Origin of the sequence: Rhodococcus sp. YH1 (assembly GCF_009939605.1) — a bacterium.
Classification (GTDB): domain Bacteria; phylum Actinomycetota; class Actinomycetes; order Mycobacteriales; family Mycobacteriaceae; genus Rhodococcus; species Rhodococcus aetherivorans.
On the sequence record NZ_WVTE01000086.1, the window covers coordinates 20,488 to 36,285 of the forward strand.

General features: G+C 65.8%; 28 protein-coding genes and 1 tRNA gene. 25 read left to right on the forward strand and 4 right to left on the reverse strand.

Annotation, left to right across the window (positions count from 1 at the left end; translation table 11 throughout):
• Positions 1 to 41 precede the first annotated feature (41 nt).
• Positions 42 to 113: transfer RNA gene (locus AIIKEEIJ_RS08470), tRNA-Thr, on the forward strand.
• A 54-nt stretch (positions 114 to 167) separates the two neighbouring features.
• Here the strand turns inward: AIIKEEIJ_RS08470 and AIIKEEIJ_RS08475 are convergent.
• From AIIKEEIJ_RS08475 to AIIKEEIJ_RS08495, 4 genes are all read right to left on the reverse strand, one after another.
• Entirely contained in the window at positions 168 to 1,367 is a 1,200-nt protein-coding gene (locus AIIKEEIJ_RS08475) for a tyrosine-type recombinase/integrase (RefSeq protein WP_161995415.1), read from the reverse strand.
• 9 nt (positions 1,368 to 1,376) lie between these two features.
• Positions 1,377 to 1,763 carry a hypothetical protein gene (locus AIIKEEIJ_RS08480; protein ID WP_338020921.1) on the reverse strand — a complete coding sequence of 129 codons (387 nt, stop codon included), beginning with the start codon at positions 1,761 to 1,763 and terminating at the stop codon, positions 1,377 to 1,379.
• Between the two features lie 129 nt (positions 1,764 to 1,892).
• Positions 1,893 to 2,531 (reverse strand): hypothetical protein, encoded by a 639-nt coding sequence (locus tag AIIKEEIJ_RS08485; RefSeq protein WP_161995417.1) that lies wholly within the window; start codon positions 2,529 to 2,531, stop codon positions 1,893 to 1,895.
• Between the two features lie 244 nt (positions 2,532 to 2,775).
• Positions 2,776 to 3,831 carry a hypothetical protein gene (locus AIIKEEIJ_RS08495; RefSeq protein WP_161995419.1) on the reverse strand — a complete coding sequence of 352 codons (1,056 nt, stop codon included), beginning with the start codon at positions 3,829 to 3,831 and terminating at the stop codon, positions 2,776 to 2,778.
• A 304-nt stretch (positions 3,832 to 4,135) separates the two neighbouring features.
• Here AIIKEEIJ_RS08495 and AIIKEEIJ_RS08500 point away from each other — a divergent pair, with 304 nt between their 5' ends.
• From AIIKEEIJ_RS08500 to AIIKEEIJ_RS08610, 24 genes are all read left to right on the forward strand, one after another.
• Complete coding sequence (locus tag AIIKEEIJ_RS08500; protein WP_161995420.1) at positions 4,136 to 4,405, forward strand: helix-turn-helix domain-containing protein; 270 nt, start codon at positions 4,136 to 4,138, stop codon at positions 4,403 to 4,405.
• Positions 4,398 to 5,243 (forward strand): BRO family protein, encoded by an 846-nt coding sequence (locus AIIKEEIJ_RS08505; RefSeq protein ID WP_161995421.1) that lies wholly within the window; start codon positions 4,398 to 4,400, stop codon positions 5,241 to 5,243. The genes AIIKEEIJ_RS08500 and AIIKEEIJ_RS08505 overlap by 8 nt, the downstream gene beginning before the upstream one ends.
• Positions 5,240 to 5,434 (forward strand): helix-turn-helix domain-containing protein, encoded by a 195-nt coding sequence (locus AIIKEEIJ_RS08510; protein ID WP_338020922.1) that lies wholly within the window; start codon positions 5,240 to 5,242, stop codon positions 5,432 to 5,434. Before AIIKEEIJ_RS08505 ends, AIIKEEIJ_RS08510 begins: the two co-directional genes overlap by 4 nt.
• Positions 5,431 to 5,613, forward strand: a complete 183-nt coding sequence (locus AIIKEEIJ_RS08515) for a hypothetical protein (protein ID WP_161995422.1) — start codon at positions 5,431 to 5,433, stop codon at positions 5,611 to 5,613. The genes AIIKEEIJ_RS08510 and AIIKEEIJ_RS08515 overlap by 4 nt, the downstream gene beginning before the upstream one ends.
• The gene (locus tag AIIKEEIJ_RS08520) at positions 5,610 to 5,855 is read left to right on the forward strand and encodes a hypothetical protein (protein ID WP_161995423.1); all 246 of its coding nucleotides are present in this window, start codon (positions 5,610 to 5,612) and stop codon (positions 5,853 to 5,855) included. The genes AIIKEEIJ_RS08515 and AIIKEEIJ_RS08520 overlap by 4 nt, the downstream gene beginning before the upstream one ends.
• 171 nt (positions 5,856 to 6,026) lie before the next feature.
• Positions 6,027 to 6,266: a hypothetical protein gene (locus AIIKEEIJ_RS08525; protein WP_161995424.1), complete on the forward strand. Its 240-nt coding sequence runs from the start codon at positions 6,027 to 6,029 to the stop codon at positions 6,264 to 6,266.
• Positions 6,263 to 6,823 carry a 3'-5' exoribonuclease domain-containing protein gene (locus AIIKEEIJ_RS08530; protein ID WP_161995425.1) on the forward strand — a complete coding sequence of 187 codons (561 nt, stop codon included), beginning with the start codon at positions 6,263 to 6,265 and terminating at the stop codon, positions 6,821 to 6,823. The genes AIIKEEIJ_RS08525 and AIIKEEIJ_RS08530 overlap by 4 nt, the downstream gene beginning before the upstream one ends.
• Positions 6,820 to 7,548: a hypothetical protein gene (locus tag AIIKEEIJ_RS08535; RefSeq protein WP_161995426.1), complete on the forward strand. Its 729-nt coding sequence runs from the start codon at positions 6,820 to 6,822 to the stop codon at positions 7,546 to 7,548. Before AIIKEEIJ_RS08530 ends, AIIKEEIJ_RS08535 begins: the two co-directional genes overlap by 4 nt.
• A complete protein-coding gene (locus tag AIIKEEIJ_RS08540) occupies positions 7,545 to 8,171 on the forward strand; it encodes a hypothetical protein (protein ID WP_161995427.1) in 627 nt (208 codons plus the stop codon). Before AIIKEEIJ_RS08535 ends, AIIKEEIJ_RS08540 begins: the two co-directional genes overlap by 4 nt.
• Positions 8,168 to 8,404 carry a hypothetical protein gene (locus AIIKEEIJ_RS08545; protein WP_059175265.1) on the forward strand — a complete coding sequence of 79 codons (237 nt, stop codon included), beginning with the start codon at positions 8,168 to 8,170 and terminating at the stop codon, positions 8,402 to 8,404. Before AIIKEEIJ_RS08540 ends, AIIKEEIJ_RS08545 begins: the two co-directional genes overlap by 4 nt.
• Complete coding sequence (locus AIIKEEIJ_RS08550) at positions 8,401 to 8,568, forward strand: hypothetical protein (protein WP_161995428.1); 168 nt, start codon at positions 8,401 to 8,403, stop codon at positions 8,566 to 8,568. The genes AIIKEEIJ_RS08545 and AIIKEEIJ_RS08550 overlap by 4 nt, the downstream gene beginning before the upstream one ends.
• Positions 8,569 to 8,728: 160 nt before the next feature.
• The gene (locus AIIKEEIJ_RS08555; protein ID WP_338020923.1) at positions 8,729 to 9,571 is read left to right on the forward strand and encodes a YqaJ viral recombinase family protein; all 843 of its coding nucleotides are present in this window, start codon (positions 8,729 to 8,731) and stop codon (positions 9,569 to 9,571) included.
• On the forward strand, positions 9,568 to 10,467 hold the full coding sequence (locus AIIKEEIJ_RS08560; protein WP_161995429.1) for a hypothetical protein: 900 nt from the start codon (positions 9,568 to 9,570) through the stop codon (positions 10,465 to 10,467). The genes AIIKEEIJ_RS08555 and AIIKEEIJ_RS08560 overlap by 4 nt, the downstream gene beginning before the upstream one ends.
• Positions 10,464 to 10,598: a hypothetical protein gene (locus AIIKEEIJ_RS33620; RefSeq protein WP_268965364.1), complete on the forward strand. Its 135-nt coding sequence runs from the start codon at positions 10,464 to 10,466 to the stop codon at positions 10,596 to 10,598. Before AIIKEEIJ_RS08560 ends, AIIKEEIJ_RS33620 begins: the two co-directional genes overlap by 4 nt.
• Positions 10,595 to 11,011 (forward strand): hypothetical protein, encoded by a 417-nt coding sequence (locus AIIKEEIJ_RS08565; RefSeq protein ID WP_161995430.1) that lies wholly within the window; start codon positions 10,595 to 10,597, stop codon positions 11,009 to 11,011. The genes AIIKEEIJ_RS33620 and AIIKEEIJ_RS08565 overlap by 4 nt, the downstream gene beginning before the upstream one ends.
• On the forward strand, positions 11,004 to 11,315 hold the full coding sequence (locus AIIKEEIJ_RS08570; protein ID WP_161995431.1) for a hypothetical protein: 312 nt from the start codon (positions 11,004 to 11,006) through the stop codon (positions 11,313 to 11,315). The genes AIIKEEIJ_RS08565 and AIIKEEIJ_RS08570 overlap by 8 nt, the downstream gene beginning before the upstream one ends.
• Complete coding sequence (locus AIIKEEIJ_RS08575; RefSeq protein WP_161995432.1) at positions 11,312 to 11,491, forward strand: hypothetical protein; 180 nt, start codon at positions 11,312 to 11,314, stop codon at positions 11,489 to 11,491. Before AIIKEEIJ_RS08570 ends, AIIKEEIJ_RS08575 begins: the two co-directional genes overlap by 4 nt.
• Complete coding sequence (locus tag AIIKEEIJ_RS08580) at positions 11,488 to 11,640, forward strand: hypothetical protein (protein WP_161995433.1); 153 nt, start codon at positions 11,488 to 11,490, stop codon at positions 11,638 to 11,640. Before AIIKEEIJ_RS08575 ends, AIIKEEIJ_RS08580 begins: the two co-directional genes overlap by 4 nt.
• 163 nt (positions 11,641 to 11,803) lie before the next feature.
• A complete protein-coding gene (locus AIIKEEIJ_RS08585; protein ID WP_161995434.1) occupies positions 11,804 to 12,820 on the forward strand; it encodes a hypothetical protein in 1,017 nt (338 codons plus the stop codon).
• On the forward strand, positions 12,820 to 13,203 hold the full coding sequence (locus AIIKEEIJ_RS08590) for a hypothetical protein (RefSeq protein WP_161995435.1): 384 nt from the start codon (positions 12,820 to 12,822) through the stop codon (positions 13,201 to 13,203). Before AIIKEEIJ_RS08585 ends, AIIKEEIJ_RS08590 begins: the two co-directional genes overlap by 1 nt.
• On the forward strand, positions 13,200 to 13,931 hold the full coding sequence (locus AIIKEEIJ_RS08595; RefSeq protein WP_161995436.1) for a hypothetical protein: 732 nt from the start codon (positions 13,200 to 13,202) through the stop codon (positions 13,929 to 13,931). The genes AIIKEEIJ_RS08590 and AIIKEEIJ_RS08595 overlap by 4 nt, the downstream gene beginning before the upstream one ends.
• Before the next feature lie 327 nt (positions 13,932 to 14,258).
• A complete protein-coding gene (locus tag AIIKEEIJ_RS08600; protein WP_161995437.1) occupies positions 14,259 to 14,711 on the forward strand; it encodes a hypothetical protein in 453 nt (150 codons plus the stop codon).
• A 63-nt stretch (positions 14,712 to 14,774) separates the two neighbouring features.
• On the forward strand, positions 14,775 to 15,398 hold the full coding sequence (locus tag AIIKEEIJ_RS08605; protein WP_161995438.1) for a hypothetical protein: 624 nt from the start codon (positions 14,775 to 14,777) through the stop codon (positions 15,396 to 15,398).
• Positions 15,391 to 15,675 carry a hypothetical protein gene (locus tag AIIKEEIJ_RS08610; protein ID WP_161995439.1) on the forward strand — a complete coding sequence of 95 codons (285 nt, stop codon included), beginning with the start codon at positions 15,391 to 15,393 and terminating at the stop codon, positions 15,673 to 15,675. The genes AIIKEEIJ_RS08605 and AIIKEEIJ_RS08610 overlap by 8 nt, the downstream gene beginning before the upstream one ends.
• The last annotated feature ends 123 nt before the right edge of the window (positions 15,676 to 15,798 follow it).

Here is a 15,798-nt window from a genome sequence, read left to right on the forward strand (position 1 = left end):
ATGTGGAGCGGGCGCTACCGATATGATGGGGCCGCTCGACTGCCTCCTTAGCTCAGTGGTAGAGCACTCGCCTTGTAAGCGAGCGGTCGTCAGTTCAATCCTGACAGGGGGCTCAAACAGAGGGGCGCTGACCAGCGGAAACGCAGGTCAGCGCCCCTCTTGCTGTGTCACGACCCGGTCGAGTTGTCACGGTTTGTCACAGTCCGTTGAAGAATGCGCGCAGCATCCGCCAGCGCGTCGTTCTGCGAGTGCATGTAGGTGCGCATCGTGAAGGCCGCATCCGCGTGCCCCAGCCATGCCGAGATCACCACAATCGGTACTCCTTGCAGGTGCATCAGCGTGCCGCAGGTGTGTCGCGCGTCGTGCAGCCGGATCTGCGACACGCCCGACCGTGTGCACATTTCTCGCCAGAAATCCGAGATCGTGTCCGGGTGGTAGGGGCGGCCGGCCTCGTCGCACACCACATAGGTGCCGGGCCCGTACGCCTCACCCAGCCGGAGTCGTTCCTTCGCCTGCCGGGTGCGCGCCGACTTCAGCGCCGCGGTCAGCGCTGGGGTCAGTGGCAGAGTGCGCGCAGAACGGGTGGACTTGGGTTCGCCCTCCGACACCTTTCCGTTCACCGACACCCGGTTGTTGGCGATTGTGATGGTGCCGGCGTCGAGGTCGAGGTGCTCCCACTTGAGGCCGGCGATCTCACCGCGACGCAGCCCTGACAGGGCGAGGTGCCACGCGTGCTCGTTGCGGTCGGTCGCCGCGACCTTGAGCAGTGTGCGGACCTCGTCCTCGGTGAAGGTGCGCATCTCCTTCTTCTGCCGTGGCACCCGGTCGACGAGGGCCGCGACGTCTCGCACGAGCTGGCCTTGCTTCACGAGCCCGGACAGCACGGAGGACAGGACGTTGAGCATCGGATTGACGGTGTTCGCGGTCCACGCCTTGCGGGGTGTGCCGTCCGGTTTCGTGACGGTGCCGGCGAGCAGCGCGGAGACCAGGTCGTCGATGTGTCGCTTCGTCAGCTTCTGCACCGACAGGTCCCCGTACGTGTCACGCACAGGTTGGAGTGCGTGGGTGTAGGCGCCGAGGGTGGTGGGGCGGACGCGGCGGCCGGCGAGCCAGTCCGCGCAGGCCTGCTCGACGGTGAGGGCCGAGCGGTGCACGTGGGTGCCGCGGGCGACGTCGTTCTGCAGCTCGGATAGTTTGTCCTTCGCGTCGTCGAGGTTGTCGAACCGCTTCCGGTACTGCTTGCGTCCACCGGTGACCGGGTCGGTGCCGATGTCGACGGTGAGTTGGTAGCGGACAACGGGGCGGCCGCGGACCTTGCGGGCGAGTTCGATCTTCTTGATCTGCGGGGGTAGTTGTTGGCGGGCCACGGGTGGCTCCTAGTTGTTCCAGGGCTGGCGGCGGGCCAGCTCGCGGTTAATGTGCGCGCGCTCCTCACGGGTGAGGTGCTGCACGCGGGTGGTGACAGTGTCGACGTCGGTCCATAGTTCTTCAGCGAGCTCGAACGGATGCTGCGTCCAGGCGAGCGCGTCGAGGAGATGGGGGAGTGTGATCAGCCTACGAGCGGACAGCACTTCGACGATGTGCTCTTCGATTGCAGCAAAGTACGGATGGTGGGGTACGGGCCCTCGTTCGAGGTGAATGATCTCGTGGGTGAGGGTGCAGCGCCGGCCGGTCTGATTGAGGCGGCAATCCAGGTAGATACCGTGGGCGGTCATCAGGCCTTTGGTGCGGTCGCCGAGCTTGTAGTCGCAGTTGACGGGCACGCGCGGATGGTGGCGTCCGAGGTGTTGCCACGGATGCCAGCGCTTTGGTGCGCGCGCTGTCGACTGCCGCATGTCCGCATTAGAACATGCTTTCGAACGTAACGGTCGGATTTCTACTACACCGCGTCGTTACACAGGGACGATCACAGTGTGCTGTCGAGCGCCAGCCAGACCCCGTGCCTCCCAGGCGTAGACCGCATCAAACATTGACGTGACCGTGTCCTTGCGCGTTAACCCGAGGTCCTCAAGCTCCCACGTCACCTCGTCGGGAACCGTCTCGCCGATCGCGACCGCATGGGTTGCATCGTCCGCGATCTGCTGAACGACTACCGCGCTGGTGCCAGCGTCGAGCTGGTCGAGGCACCACCCGATCGTGTCATGCCCCAGAGCGGCGATCATCAGGCGCTCGGTCGTCACTAGCCGTGGCTGTCGCGCCTTCTTGTCTTCGTCGAACCCCGCCTCCACGCAAGAGAGGGTGAGACTGGCGCACATCCGGCGCGCCTCGTTATCGACCTCGTTGTCATCCTCGTGGGCGAAGCGAATCAGGTATTCATCCCCCGATGGGTCGAGGTAGACGTGCTGCTCATGGACCCAGACCTGGTCAAAGTCTCCGTCGTTGACGCCGGCAAACTGCAGGATTTCCGAAGTATCATCCACGAGTTCCTGGAGGGTGTTTCGCCCCCCGATCAACTCGGGGATCTGCGGTGAGGAGATCGCCCAGCCGAACTCGTCACCATATCCGGTATATACGACATGCAAATCAGCCATTGCCGAGCACCTCCCTCGCTTCCTCGATAGTAAGCCCAGCTTCCTGGACAAGAACCTTCCGCACCAGCCCAGGCGCAAGAGTCACCTTGTTGTGGAACGCCCAGCGTATTCGCGGTCTTCCCTCTGCCTCGAGCCAAGTGTGGCTACCTGGGCCGCTCTTGGCGACAGACTGATATCCAAGTCGCTTCCTGAGGATCTGCAAGAGCTTCGTCGCCTTCATGGAAGGGAACTCATCGTTCCCCACCTACGCCTCACCCTCGTCGTCGGGATACGTCCCACTCTTGTCGTCGTTCTTCCGCGCAGCAAGGATCTCGTCGGGGCTGAGCTCGTCCGGTGGCGGCATCCGGCCACTGTCAGGATGGAGTTCCCGAACCTGGGCGGTCGCTGCGTTCAAGAATCCTCCGGATCCAGATGCGGGATCAGTCGCTAACTGCGCCGATGCAACCTGGACCGCCAAGTCTCTGATCTCCTCGCTCGCAGCCACTGTCCGAACTCGGTCCCAGAGCACCAACTCGGAAAACTCCCGTCGCCATCGCCGGTCTGCCAACCGCTTGCCTTCAGTGTCCAGAGGGCAAGTCGGCCGCGGCTCGCGAGATGCGGAGAGGACACTTCTCCAAGCCAAGTACTGCGAGTAGGCCCCATCGTCGATCTCGGGGTCGATGTCCGCGGTTTCGTCGAGTCCGCCACCGTAGGGCCCAGTCAGCACCTCCTCTGCCTGGACCAGCAGGAGCTTAAGGTCGCGCTGGCCGGCCGCCTTGTCCCGGACCCACTGATAGTGCCCGAGGAGCGCTGTGCGCCGGATGTCCCGAATATGGTCTTCCTCAATCATGGGGGCTCCTGGCCGGACGCGATCCGCGCCAGCCTTGCGGCGGTGCTTCGTGCCGCCCTCTTGCGTCCCCGGTTCCGGGACTTCTTCGGTGTCTGATTCATGGTTCGCTCCATCCGTTCGCTGGGATGTGAGCTTGATGAACTCGCGCGCCACAGTGGACAAGACCTCCTTGGTCGAGTCCGGAAGGTCGCCGGCCCCGCCGATGGCCAGTGCGCTCGGGTCGTTCCCTGTGTAGACGGGGAGGCCAAGGGAACGTGCTGATGCCATGACGATGTCGGTGATCGTTACGCCGAGTCCTTGCGCCAATCCCCGGATGGTGTCCGGGTCGGGGAAGTTCTTCGGCTTCTGCGTCGCGAGCTGGTGCAGTCGCTTAGAGGTCGGGATCCCTCCGCAGTCTTGCGAGACCTTCTCGTAGGACCTGGTGCCCTTCCGGTCGGCGATCAGGCCGGCCAGCGTCTGTTCATCGCTCACGGGAACACCGTCGCTTGTCACTTGGCATCTCGTCCACTCCGCAATCTTAGGCAGTGCCCAACCGAAGCATTCGAACATCGACGCAGGTCCCGAACTATTCCACCTAAGAACTCGCGCGGGATTTTTTGCGGCGCAGCCCAGGCCAGCGCGGATGCGCACTGAGAACCCCTTGCCTAACTGCCTAACGTTGGGTAATACTCTGACGCGTAATGCTTGACAGAACGCCTAACGGGGAGTGAGGATGATGACCGTTCGAACAGACAGCCGCAGGCATCGCAGCAACCGAAGGAGGTGGCCGAGTGGCATGAGGATGCAACTGGTGGCCAGAGACGCCCTGATCGATCGAATGGACCGCAAGGGCTTCTCGAATCGACGACTCGCCAAGTACGCCGAGTGCGCACCAGGCACGATCGACAACCTCGTCGGCGGGCGAACTCAGTCGGTCAACAACCCGCGCACCGCAGAACTTATCTGCGAGGCCCTGGACGTCCCCATGGACATCTTTTTTGTGCCCGAACTATCCAGTAATGCGCGGCGTTCCACCGCTCGAAAGAGGGCACGACTCAGTGCATGAAAACGGCCGCCAGCTGAGGGCAACAGCTGACGGCCGCGACACGAAAGGCATCTCAATGTCAGACCTAACTCTACCGGGCACGTCCCCATCGGAGGAGTCCCCGTTCGACTCCATCCGGCAGACGCGCGCCGACGGAACCGAGTTCTGGTCCGCCCGCGACCTCGCACAGGTCGTCGAGTACGAGAGCTGGCGCAACTTCGCCGCCGCGATCGACCGCGCGAAGGCTGCACTCGTGAACAGTGGCGAGTTCGTGACCAGCCACGTTGCCGACGCCAGCAAGCTGGTCGAGCGCCCGCAGGGCGGTTCGATCCGGCAGGAGGACTTCGAACTCTCCCGCTTCGGCGCCTACCTAGTCGTGATGAACGGGGATCCGCGGAAGCCGGCCATCGCCGCCGCGCAGGCCTACTTCGCGATTCGCACCCGGCAGGCCGAAGTTGTCGAGGCGAAGCTGACCGACGCGATCAGCACAGCGAAGGCGCAAATGGAACTGATGCGCATGGCCCAGGGGCTGATCGATCCTGCGCACCTGGAATGCAAGGCCCGCCTGGTCCTCGCCCGGGCGATGGGGGAGGCGCCGCAGCTGGACCCGGCGACCACTCCGCTATACGCGCAGTCCTACCTCGAGGAGAAGGGGCTGTCGCGCAACGAGATCAAATCGATGTCGTCGGTGTTCGGGAAGCGACTCAAGGCCATGTACCAGCTCGAGCATGGCGAGGACCCAAAGCAGTACCCGCTCGAAACGAAGTCGGGGCAGATTCGGCCGGTGAACGCGTACACCGAATCGGATCGGGTTCTGTTTGACCGCGTCTGGGAGAAGTACTACGGCGGTGCGGCGTGAGCGCCCCGATCGGTCCGAAGTTGCTGCTGAACGCCGGTGAGGCGGCCGAGCTGCTCGGGGTGTCCGAAACCACCATCCGCGAAATGTGGAAGCACGACGAACTCCCGTGCATCCGAATCGGCCGCGGCCGCAAAGTCACCCGCCAGTGGCTTGAGGACTACATCGCCGCACACATGGAGGCGGCATCGTGACCGCCCGCCTGGTGACCGGCCTGTCGGAGGAGATCGCCGAGGTCCTCGACTACCGCACTGCCACGGGCGGCATCCGCTACGCGCTGGTCCGCATTGAGGGGCGCGTGTACAACGACGGTCTGGGCGACCAGATCACCGGCGTCGATCTGGACGAGTTGCGGATCGAGGTGGCGTCGTGAGCGCCCGCAAGGTCAATGTGACCGTTGTCCGTTCGGTGGAGCACACGGCCGAGGTGGCGATCGACGAGGCCGAGTACCTGGGGTGGCTCGACGGTGACGAGGACACGCCGGAAGCTCTGCGTGAGTTCCTCGAGGCCGGCTCGGACGTCGACGACATCATCCGCGACGTCGTGGAGCTCGGTGCTGTGGCCGTCATCGACAGCGGCCTCGTCCGGGCCTCGACCGTCGGTGGTGCGTCGTGACGGGACCGTTCCGCGGGATCGTGTTCGCGCTGCCGCCCGCGCTGTTGCTGTGGGCCCCGATCGTCGCCGCCCTGGCCCTCTTCTTCGCGTGGATCCCATGACCGCGGTGGCGGCGCGTGTGGGGATGACCGCGCCGCCACCGCCACCCACTTCTGACACAAGGACATTCGAATGACTCTTCCGATCTACGAGCAAGTTCGCCGTACCGTGCCCTGCTCGCTGCTGTTCGACGACACCCTCACCCCGGCCGACGAGGCCGACGCCCTGGCCGACTCTGTGGAGCTCGACCACCTGCCGATCATCGCCACCCGCCCGGACGAGATGGCGAGCGTGTGGTGGTCCATCCTCGCGATGGTCGGCCTGGTGGGGATGCTCGCGTTCATCATGTACGCCGCGGTGGTGTCCGCATGAGGTACTTCTACGACACCGAGTTCCTCGAGGACGGCCGCACCATCGAGCTGATCTCGATCGGCATCGTCGCCGAGGACGGCCGCGAGTACTACGCCGTCAACTCGGATATGCCAGCCGAGTTAATCCGGCGGGATCACTGGCTGCTCAACAACGTGTGGCCGCACCTCCCACTACGCGGCTACAAGTCCTCGCTGCAGTACATCGGCGACGGTCAGCACGCGGTCCGAACCTCCGAGGCCGGGACCCTGGATACCTCATCGGTTCTCGTGAAACCGAGGTGGGTCATAGCCAACGAGGTACGTGAGTTCCTCCTGGTCGAGCCCGACCCGGAACTGTGGGCCGACTACGGCGCGTATGACCACGTCGCGCTCGCGCAACTGTGGGGCACGATGATCAGACTGCCCAAGGGCCTGCCGATGTTCACCCGCGACCTCCAGCAGGAATGGCATCGACTGGGCAAGCCTGAGCTACCGGTACAGCCGGACGGTGAACACGACGCCCTCGCCGACGCGCACCACCTCAAGGCGTGCTTCGAGCACCTGGCAGGTGCGGCATGAGCATCGACTTCGTTCCCGAACTGACTGCCCGTCCCGGCAAACGCCGCGCCACCCACACGAAGCCGACCATGACTGCGGAACGTCGCGCCATGCTTCGCCGCATCACCCGTCGGCATCTGAGCCACGCGGAACCCGCCGAGCAGTACGCCGCCCGCCAGTTCGCCGCAGCGACCCGTGACCACGAGATGACTGCCCTGCACGACGACGGCGTGTACAGGCACATCCGGTTCGCGAAGCCCGGCACCGGAATATGGTCGTGGACGCTCACCACGTGGCCGGGCCACCTGTGCATCGACGGCGACCTCGAGTCATTCACGTTCGCCCGCGAACACGACATGTTCGAGTTCTTCGCCTACGACGACGCCCGGATCAACCCGCACTACTGGGCGGAGAAGATCACGAACCACGCCGCCCGGCGGGGAACCCACACGTTCTCCGAATCGAAAGCCGTATCGGCCGTAGTGCAGGACTTCCTCGCACAGCGGCACTACGTCGACGGCCCGACCGCCGACGCATGGCTCGACCTGCGCAACCAGGTCATCGACGAGATCCACACCTACGACAGCTCACTGTTCCATGAGGCCGTCAACCGCTGGAACTACGACGGTTACCACTTCACCGAAACCTACGAATGGGACGTGTCGGACTGGGATCACCACTACCTGATCGCCTGCCACGCCATCGCCTGGGGAATCGCCAAGTACCGCAAGGCGGTGCAGCCATGAGCATCAACATCGGAGCCGGAGAAACCGTGCCCGGCGCCCAGTTCGGCGACACCACCCTGCCTGACTGGGTGGTCGACCCGGCCCGCCGCACCGTCGCGTCCAATGCGCGCAACGCCGACGAAGCCCGCGAACTCCTCGAAATGCTCGGACTGATCGAGCCATCCGCCCAGGCCCAGACACGCACCTGCGCCGGGCCTTGTGGCCGGCCTCTCCGTGGTCGTCACGACGACCCCGCTGCCCACCCCGGATCCGTTCTCTCCGACAACCGGCACATGTGCAAGACCTGCGCCCGCCACGTCGCCCCCACCAAACAGGACCGGCCCAGGGTATGCCGCGGATGCGGTGGAGCCATGCGCCCCAACAAGGCCTCGGCGAAGGACTGGCCGGGCACCAAGTCCCACACCGGCCGTGGCTACTGCTCCGGCTGCTACCACAAGTACCCGGACGGGCGGACCACGAAGCCCACCACCTTCCGCATGCCCGACGTGTGCCAGGGCACCTGCGGCCGCAGGCTGCGCCCCACGAAGACCTCCGAAAAGGAGTTCCCGGGAACCGTCGGGCACTTCACCTCCGGCATGTGCCGCACCTGCCACCGCCACACGCAGAAGGAGGCCGCGGCATGAGCGGCTGGAACGATCCGGGCGCCGACCCGGCCGACGCATGGGACCGCCCCACCCACACACCGATCACGATCCACGACGACCGTCTGATCTGGCGGCTGCGCACCGGAACCCGCATCCGCGAAGAATCCGGCCGCATCTTCGCCGTCACCGTCAACGGCCACCTCATCCACGCCGGCACCGGCACCTGGTGCGCCATCGCCGACCTCGAACTCCCCGTGGAGGTACTCCCATGACCCAGCGCTACATCGCCCCGCCGCGAAACCTGTGGCAGTGCAACACCTGCAACGCGATCCGTCAGGCCCCCTGTGCGGCAGCGTGCTTGCCTGCCGACCACTACGACCCGCGTGCACACCGTGAGGACGCCGCTGTCGCCGGGCCCGCCGAGGAGGTCCTGTGAGCCACCCCGAATGGGACGACCCCGACCGGCCCGTGTTCCTCGAGTTCGACGACGGCGCCTACGCCGACCGACTCCACGAAGCCCAGGTCGACCGCGAGATGGGAGTCGAGCTGTGAAGATGCCGAAGCTCGCGCCCGGCTCGGCCGAATGGGTCCGTACCGTGACTGCATCGAAGGTCCCTGCCATCCTCGGGATCTCCCGCTACCAGTCGCAGTACGCGCTGTGGCACGAGATGGCCGGCCTCGTCGAACCCGCACCAGTGGGGGAGCAGAAGCAGGACCTGTTCGACTATGGGCACGCCGCGGAGATCGCCGCCGCCGAGTACTGGAAGTACCGCACCCCCGGGTGGCGGATCTCCACCGGCGAGGTGCAGTTCACCGTGGACGATCTCGGCTTCCCGAACGCGGCCACCATCGACCGGCGCGCCTCGCGTGGCCGGGCCCGACGCATCGTCGAGGTCAAGACCGCCCGCTCGCAGGAGGAGTGGGGCGACGACGGCTCCGGTGAAGCACCGGCCGACTACACCGCCCAGGTCACGTGGCAGATGCTCGTCTCCGGCATCCACGAAGCCGACATCGTCCTGTGGCCCACGTACGGGATGCCGCGCATCTACCCGATCGAATGGGACCGCGAGCTCGCCGACGAGATCCTCGACCGCGTCCGGGCATGGGTGGCGTCGCTGCAGGCCGGCACCCCGCCGGAGTTGGACAACAGCATCGCCACGTACGAGTGCCTGCGACGGCTACACCCGGACATCGATCGGGACGCCGAGGTTGAGCTCGACGAGGACCTGGCCGCCGCGTATCTGCGGGCTGTGGCTGATCAGAAGTTGATCGACGCCGAAGTCCGTGCCGCGAAGATCCGTGTCCTCGACGCCATGGGCCGCGCCCAGTACGCCACCTGCCGCGGCCACAAGATCGCCGACCGCCGCAACGGCCGCGGCGACAGCATCTCGCTCTACGCCAACACCAAGACCGACTTCCTCGAAGGAGTACCTGCATGACCAGCAACGAACTCGCCCATCTGGCAGACGCCGAAGTCTTGCCGGCAATGAAGCCCGCGCTCGACCGACTGCAGAGCGACGGCATGGCGAAGCTCCGTGAGCACGCCGAGATGCAGACCATGGCGATGCAGTACGGAGAGTTCATCACCCAGACGGGTGCTTGCCCGGAGATCTACCGCGGGAAACCGCTCGACGCGGCAGCCGCAATCCTCCGCGGCGTACAGCTCGGCTTCACCCCCGACGGCGCCCTCGAAGCGTTCTTCGTCATCAGGGGCAAGGTCGGCATGTACGCCCGCGCCATGATCGCAGTAGCCGAGAACATCGGCTGCACCGTCTGGGAGGAGTCGGCGAGCGACGAGTCCGTCACCTGGTGCGGCACCCGGCCGGGTGACGACAAGGTCGAGTCGGTCACCTGGACCATCGAGCGCGCCAAGAAGGCCGGCTACACCAGCAACGCGAAGTACGCCTCGAACCCTCAGGAGATGCTGCGCTCGAAGTGCCAGACCGAGCTCGCGCGAATCATCGCCCCGGGCGCACTGATGGGCATGGTCAGCGAAGTCGAGAACTCGGCCCAGCCGATCAATGGAACTGTCGAGCAGGTTCGACCACCGAAGCGCGGTGTGGCCGGGCTGAAGGCTGCACTCGCCCCGGCGCCGGCGCCCGAACCGGTCGCCGAAGAACCACGGGAGCAGAAGGCGTCGCGTGAGCAGCAGCAGCGCATCGCCGAACTCCTCGACGCCTCCGGGGTGAAGACGAAGGCCGCGAAGCTCGAGTACCTGCAGGCCCAGTTCGGAAACCACATCCGGTCCGCCGCGGACATCACCGCCGACCAGTCCGCCGCGCTCATCCAGTTCCTCGAGCAGCCCGAGGACCCATCCGCCGGCGGTGCCGAATGAGGACCGCCCTCACCGTCTGCTCGGCCGCCGCACTGTCGGCGGCCGGGTGGGCCACCGCCTCGTGGCTGCTGCTCGTGTGGGTCACGGACTGCATCGAAGACATCGAACGCCGAATCGAGGCCCGAGCATGAGCGCCGCGTTTCCACTCCCAGATCAGCCGGGCCGCATCGAGCAGCTCGAAACCACCATCGCCGCCGAAGTGCACCGCATCGACGACCTGCAACGCGAGAACGACCGCCTCGAACACCGCAACGCCGATCTCGCCGAGCAGCTCATCGCCGCCGAAACCCAACGCGACAAGACCCGCGACCTCCTCGAAGTGAAGGAACGGCAGGCACTCGCGCACGCCGACGAGAACGCCACGCTCAAGCGCGCATTCGACGACGCCCTCAAGGAGAACGCCCGCGTGAAGGCCGATCTCACCCGCTGCCTGCGCCTCCTCGGCCAGGGCCTCGACCTCGCCGAGACCTGGCGCCACACCTGCGAATGGGCCGAAGCCGTCCACACCTCCCTCACATGCCTCCCGGAGGACACCGATGCCTGAGCCGATCGACATCACGAAGGCACGTGCCGAAGCGCGGAAGCTGTTCACGGACGGGTCGGCCCGCGCCGTCTACATCTGGGTTCTCAAGCACGGAATGGCGCTGCTCAACGAGGCGGACGAGAACGAGCGCATCATCCAGACGTTGCGCTGCCAGAGGGACGAAGCGGAAGCCAGTGTCGGTCGAGTCCGCGAGCTCGCTGACCGCTGGGCGAACGCAACGGACCTCAGTGGCGGTACGTCACACTCTGTCGTCCTGCACGCGCTCGCTCAGGAGTTCCGCGACGCCCTGGACGGTGACCAGTGAGGGTCACCGATGCCAACGCTGCCATCCGCATCGGCCGCTGGGCACTCGACAACCGCGAGATCCTGCCCGACCAGATCCGCCACGACATCGCGCACCTCGCCGAACGTGGCAGCCAGAAACTCATGGCCGGCCTCCGCGACGACGAGCTCGCGATCCTGCGAGGCGAACGCCGATGAGCGAATCCGTCACCAGCCGAGTGGAGCCAGCGGCCGCCATCAAGTCCGCCGAACACCCGCACCGACCACCACCACGTTCGTGCAAGGTCTGCGACGCCCCGGCCGCCGCCGGCGCCTACTGGTGCCGCGACTGCAAGGGACTGCTGTGACCATCCATGACCGCGGCGATCACACCGCTCTGCGTCACCCCTGCAATACCGGTTACCGCGCTCGGGTTGCATATACATGCACGTCGAATCCAGCTGCGCCGCAACATGAACCGATGTGGAACACTCCCGGCGCACTCGAACCCACAGAGAGGAGGCCAGCCTGATGGCGCGGGATCACGGCCGCATCTTCACGTCGATCTGGTCCGACGAGGACTTCCGCCAACTCACCCCAGGCGCGCAGCACGTGTACCTGATGCTCATCACCTCACCGAGTCTCAGCTACTGCGGTGTCGCGGATTGGCGACCACGCAGGCTGCTCCCGCTCGCCCGCGACTGGAACCCGGACCGTTTCTGGGCTTCCGTCGCCGAGCTGGTGCAGCGTCTCTACATCGTTGTCGACGAGGACACCGAAGAAGTTCTCGTCCGATCCTTCATCCGCAACGACGGGCTGATGAAGCAGCGGCACATGGGTGTGTCCATGGCCAAGGCGCATTCGGCGGTGGCGTCCAATGTGCTGCGCGGCGTCATCGTGCACGAGCTGATCCGACTCCACGGGGACGAGTCGGAGTTGAAGGGCTGGGGGAGTGACGCGGTCCGCCGGCTGCTCGAGCAGACCCCGATCGATCCCGCCACCTATCCCCTCGGTGATGGTGCGGTTCATGCCCCGAATCAGGGTGACGCTCGACCCCCGATTGATCCCTCTGTCCAACCCTCGATTCATCCCCCAATTCAGTATGAATCGCGCCCCCCGATTGACCCCCCGAGTCAACCCCCCTCTACTCCTTCTCCCTCTCCTACTCCCTCTCCTACTCCCTCTCCATCTTCAAATAGTGGTTACGTAAGTACGGAAGGAGACAGGGCGCGCACCACCGAACCATTCCCCTTCTGCCCATCGCATCCAGGCGGCACGACGGCGAACTGCCACGCCTGCGGCGAGGCACGCCGATCGCACGCCGCCTGGATGGCCCAGCAGCAACGCGAAGCCGCCCTCAGGCTCTCCACCGAAGCGAGGGAACGCGCCGAGCTCCGCGCCCAGGCCATCACCGAATGCGGCATCTGCGACGACGACGGCTACGCAAACGGCGCCCTCTGCGACCACGACCCGGACCGAGCCGAACGCGCCGCCCGGCACCTCGCCGCCATCCGCTCCACGCTCACCAAACCGAAAGGCGCAGCCTGATGGCCCGCACTCGCGCATCTGCCCGCAAGGCCGGCACCGCGTTCGAAACCCTCATCGCCCAAGCCCTCGCACACCACCTCGACGACGACCGCATCGAACGCCGCGCCCGCAACGGCGCCAAAGACCGCGGCGACATCGCAGGCGTCCGAATCAGGGGCCAGCGCCTCGTCCTCGAGCTCAAATCCCCCGGCAAGGGCCAGAGGATCGACCTGCCCGGCTGGACCCGCGAGGCAGCCATCGAGGCCGGCAACGACGACGCACTCTGCGGCCTCGTCGTCCACAAGCGCCACGGCACCACCAACCCCCTCGAGCAGTGGGTCACCGGAACCGTCGCCGACCTCGTCGCACTCATCACCGGGCACCGACCACAGGAGGACCAGTGAGCGAGACGTTCTACCTCGACCCGCACACCCGCCAGCTGCTCACTGGCACCCTCCGCGACCTCACCTGGATGATCCCCGAACTCGACAACGTCATCACCCGACAAACCCAATACGGCGACCAATACCGCGACGGCGGCCGAACCACCGACACCATGGTCCCCTTCGACCCCGTCGCCAGCGACATCGCCTACGACCTCCACGGCACCCTCACCGCCTGGATCGACGAAACCACCACACAACGCCAACTCCCACACCCCGGGCATCAGCGCTCGCAGCAAGCCACCGTCTGGCTCGCCCTCCACATCAACGACCTCGCCCTGTGCGACACCGCCGAGCAAGCTTTCGACGAAATCCGCGACGTCACACACCGAGTCGCCCAGGTCATCGACACCAAAGAACCACCCGAGTTCATCGGCCCCTGCCAATCCACCAACCCAGACACCACCTGCCCAGGCGTCTACTGCCGGCGCGGACGCAACACCACCACCTGCGGAAGCTGCGGAACCATCATCGACATCCACACCCTCCGCGAAGCAACCGCAGCCGTACTCGCCGACCGGCTCTACGACAAACGAGAACTCCGCACCGCCCTCACCGTCATCACCCGCCAACCCATAGCCCGATCCACCATCGACACCTGGATCAGCCGAGGACGACTCGAATCACACAGCGGCCGCTACCGACTCGACGAAGCACTCGAACTCCTCGGAACACGCCACACAGCCTGACCAGCTGCGGCGCCCCCATATGCTAGGCTTCGCCCGCGGGCGTGAGAGTTATGCAAAGGCATCGACTCTCACGCCTTCGGCATTCCTGGGGCAACCCCAGAGACCGTCGGGTCAAGGCTGCCGACCGGCACCCGCACGCCGCATTCGGACAACACAGCTCAAGCCAGGCCGCGCACACAAGCGCACCGCTCGGACGTACCCGAGCGCACCACCTCGCTGCCCGACCCCAACGTTCCGAGGAGAAGCCATGCTCCGCAACGCCATCTGGCTCGCTATCGACACCGCACAGGCACTCCTCGACGCCGTGAAGATCGTCGCCGCCGACCGATGACCCGCCGCTTCACCGCCCGTACCGCCGGCATCGAAGTCCCGGACATCGGTGAGATCCCGCCCTACTGGGTCCGCGTCGTTGTCCACGACACCGACCAGGAGATGCGCCGGTCCTACGCCAAGCACAGCGGCGAGAGCATCCGCAACGTCGCAGACGTCGGCGGCGGATTCACCCACGCCGTCAAGGCCGGACACAACGGATACCTCGGCATCCTCCGCTTCTCGGCCGAGTCGCTGCCCATCGAGTTCGTAGTCCACGAGTCCATCCACGTCGCCGTGTTCCTCGCACAGACCTACTTCGGCAGCAACCCGCTGCGCCTCCCCACCGGAGGCAAAGGCACCCGCGAGGAAGTCATCGCATACGTCGGCGGATCGCTCGCCGAGGCACTGATCGAGAAGCTGATCCCGGGCGTACCGCCTCGGGAGATGCTCTGGCCGCAGGAGGCGTGATGGCACTGAAGCCCTGGATCCGCTGGCTCCTCATCCTCGCCCACTACCGGAGGTAACCCCCACGTGACCGAGCGCGAAGACGGCAAGGAAGTCCTCAAGGAGATCAACTTCCGCCCTAGCGGCAAGACGCCCCCGCCCGGCTACATCGAAAACCCCGACGCCCCGGGACAGTGGGTCAAACCCGAGTACCTCGACTGGCTCCGCGAAACCCTCACCGGCGCCGTGCAGAACCAAACCGAAGCCGCCAAACTCGACCCCGAAGTCAAGGTCCTCGCCGACGAACTCGCAGTCGTCCACCTCCCCGAACACACCATCGCCGACCGCAAAGTCGCCGAACCCACACGCGTCGAGATCCACCAATCCACCCGCCTCGCCGCATACCTGCATCGCAGAGGCTGGCGCCACCACCCCGAACACGAACAAGTCCGCTGGGTCCCCACACCCAACGGACCCAGCGGCGACCTCGGACTCCACATCGAACGCAACCCCGACGGCACCTGGCCTACACCAGACCCCGAGGACTTCTACGACCCCGAGAAGATCGTCACCTCACAAAGCCGCGACGGATCGTGGATCGCCTCCCACCCTGCCGGCCTCTACGCCCAGGCCCCGAGCAAGGCACGCGCCCACTCCCAACTGCTGCAGCAACTGCTCACCAAGACCGAGGAGGCCAAGGCCAGTGAATGAACTCGTCCAGGTCAGGCAATCCGGCACCGGCGAATGGCTCACCCTCGACGACACCACCGTCACCACACACGGCGACCGGCGGCACGTCTCCATCCCCGCCGCATCCGCATTCGCCTCCCGCCTCACCGCCGCCGGGCTGCGCCGCTACCTCGTCACCATCGGCGAACCCGGACAACCCGACACCTGGCACGGCCTCATCCACACCTGGTCCCACAACGACCAGCGCCTCATCATCGACGTCCGGCCCGCAGCCACCATCGAAGACCTCCAAGGCTGACATGGCCCGAGCCCGCATGCGTGTCTGCTCCGTCGCAGGCTGCGCCCGCATCCAACGCGAGCCCCAGTGCGCCGAGCACCGGCGCGAGCACGAGCAACGACGAGGCAGCAGCACCGCCCGCGG

Bases quoted from the DNA above. Each gene is read 5' to 3' on its own strand.
- AIIKEEIJ_RS08600 (WP_161995437.1), top strand. From the start codon at position 14,259: ATGACCCGCCGCTTCACCGCCCGTACCGCCGGCATCGAAGTCCCGGAC.
- AIIKEEIJ_RS08590 (WP_161995435.1), top strand. From the start codon at position 12,820: ATGGCCCGCACTCGCGCATCTGCCCGCAAGGCCGGCACCGCGTTCGAA.
- AIIKEEIJ_RS08550 (WP_161995428.1), top strand. From the start codon at position 8,401: ATGACCCAGCGCTACATCGCCCCGCCGCGAAACCTGTGGCAGTGCAAC.
- AIIKEEIJ_RS08565 (WP_161995430.1), top strand. From the start codon at position 10,595: ATGAGCGCCGCGTTTCCACTCCCAGATCAGCCGGGCCGCATCGAGCAG.
- AIIKEEIJ_RS08530 (WP_161995425.1), top strand. From the start codon at position 6,263: ATGAGGTACTTCTACGACACCGAGTTCCTCGAGGACGGCCGCACCATC.
- AIIKEEIJ_RS08570 (WP_161995431.1), top strand. From the start codon at position 11,004: ATGCCTGAGCCGATCGACATCACGAAGGCACGTGCCGAAGCGCGGAAG.
- AIIKEEIJ_RS08580 (WP_161995433.1), top strand. From the start codon at position 11,488: ATGAGCGAATCCGTCACCAGCCGAGTGGAGCCAGCGGCCGCCATCAAG.
- AIIKEEIJ_RS08485 (WP_161995417.1), bottom strand. From the start codon at position 2,531: ATGGCTGATTTGCATGTCGTATATACCGGATATGGTGACGAGTTCGGC.
- AIIKEEIJ_RS33620 (WP_268965364.1), top strand. From the start codon at position 10,464: ATGAGGACCGCCCTCACCGTCTGCTCGGCCGCCGCACTGTCGGCGGCC.
- AIIKEEIJ_RS08500 (WP_161995420.1), top strand. From the start codon at position 4,136: ATGAGGATGCAACTGGTGGCCAGAGACGCCCTGATCGATCGAATGGAC.
- AIIKEEIJ_RS08560 (WP_161995429.1), top strand. From the start codon at position 9,568: ATGACCAGCAACGAACTCGCCCATCTGGCAGACGCCGAAGTCTTGCCG.
- AIIKEEIJ_RS08585 (WP_161995434.1), top strand. From the start codon at position 11,804: ATGGCGCGGGATCACGGCCGCATCTTCACGTCGATCTGGTCCGACGAG.
- AIIKEEIJ_RS08545 (WP_059175265.1), top strand. From the start codon at position 8,168: ATGAGCGGCTGGAACGATCCGGGCGCCGACCCGGCCGACGCATGGGAC.
- AIIKEEIJ_RS08540 (WP_161995427.1), top strand. From the start codon at position 7,545: ATGAGCATCAACATCGGAGCCGGAGAAACCGTGCCCGGCGCCCAGTTC.
- AIIKEEIJ_RS08525 (WP_161995424.1), top strand. From the start codon at position 6,027: ATGACTCTTCCGATCTACGAGCAAGTTCGCCGTACCGTGCCCTGCTCG.
- AIIKEEIJ_RS08535 (WP_161995426.1), top strand. From the start codon at position 6,820: ATGAGCATCGACTTCGTTCCCGAACTGACTGCCCGTCCCGGCAAACGC.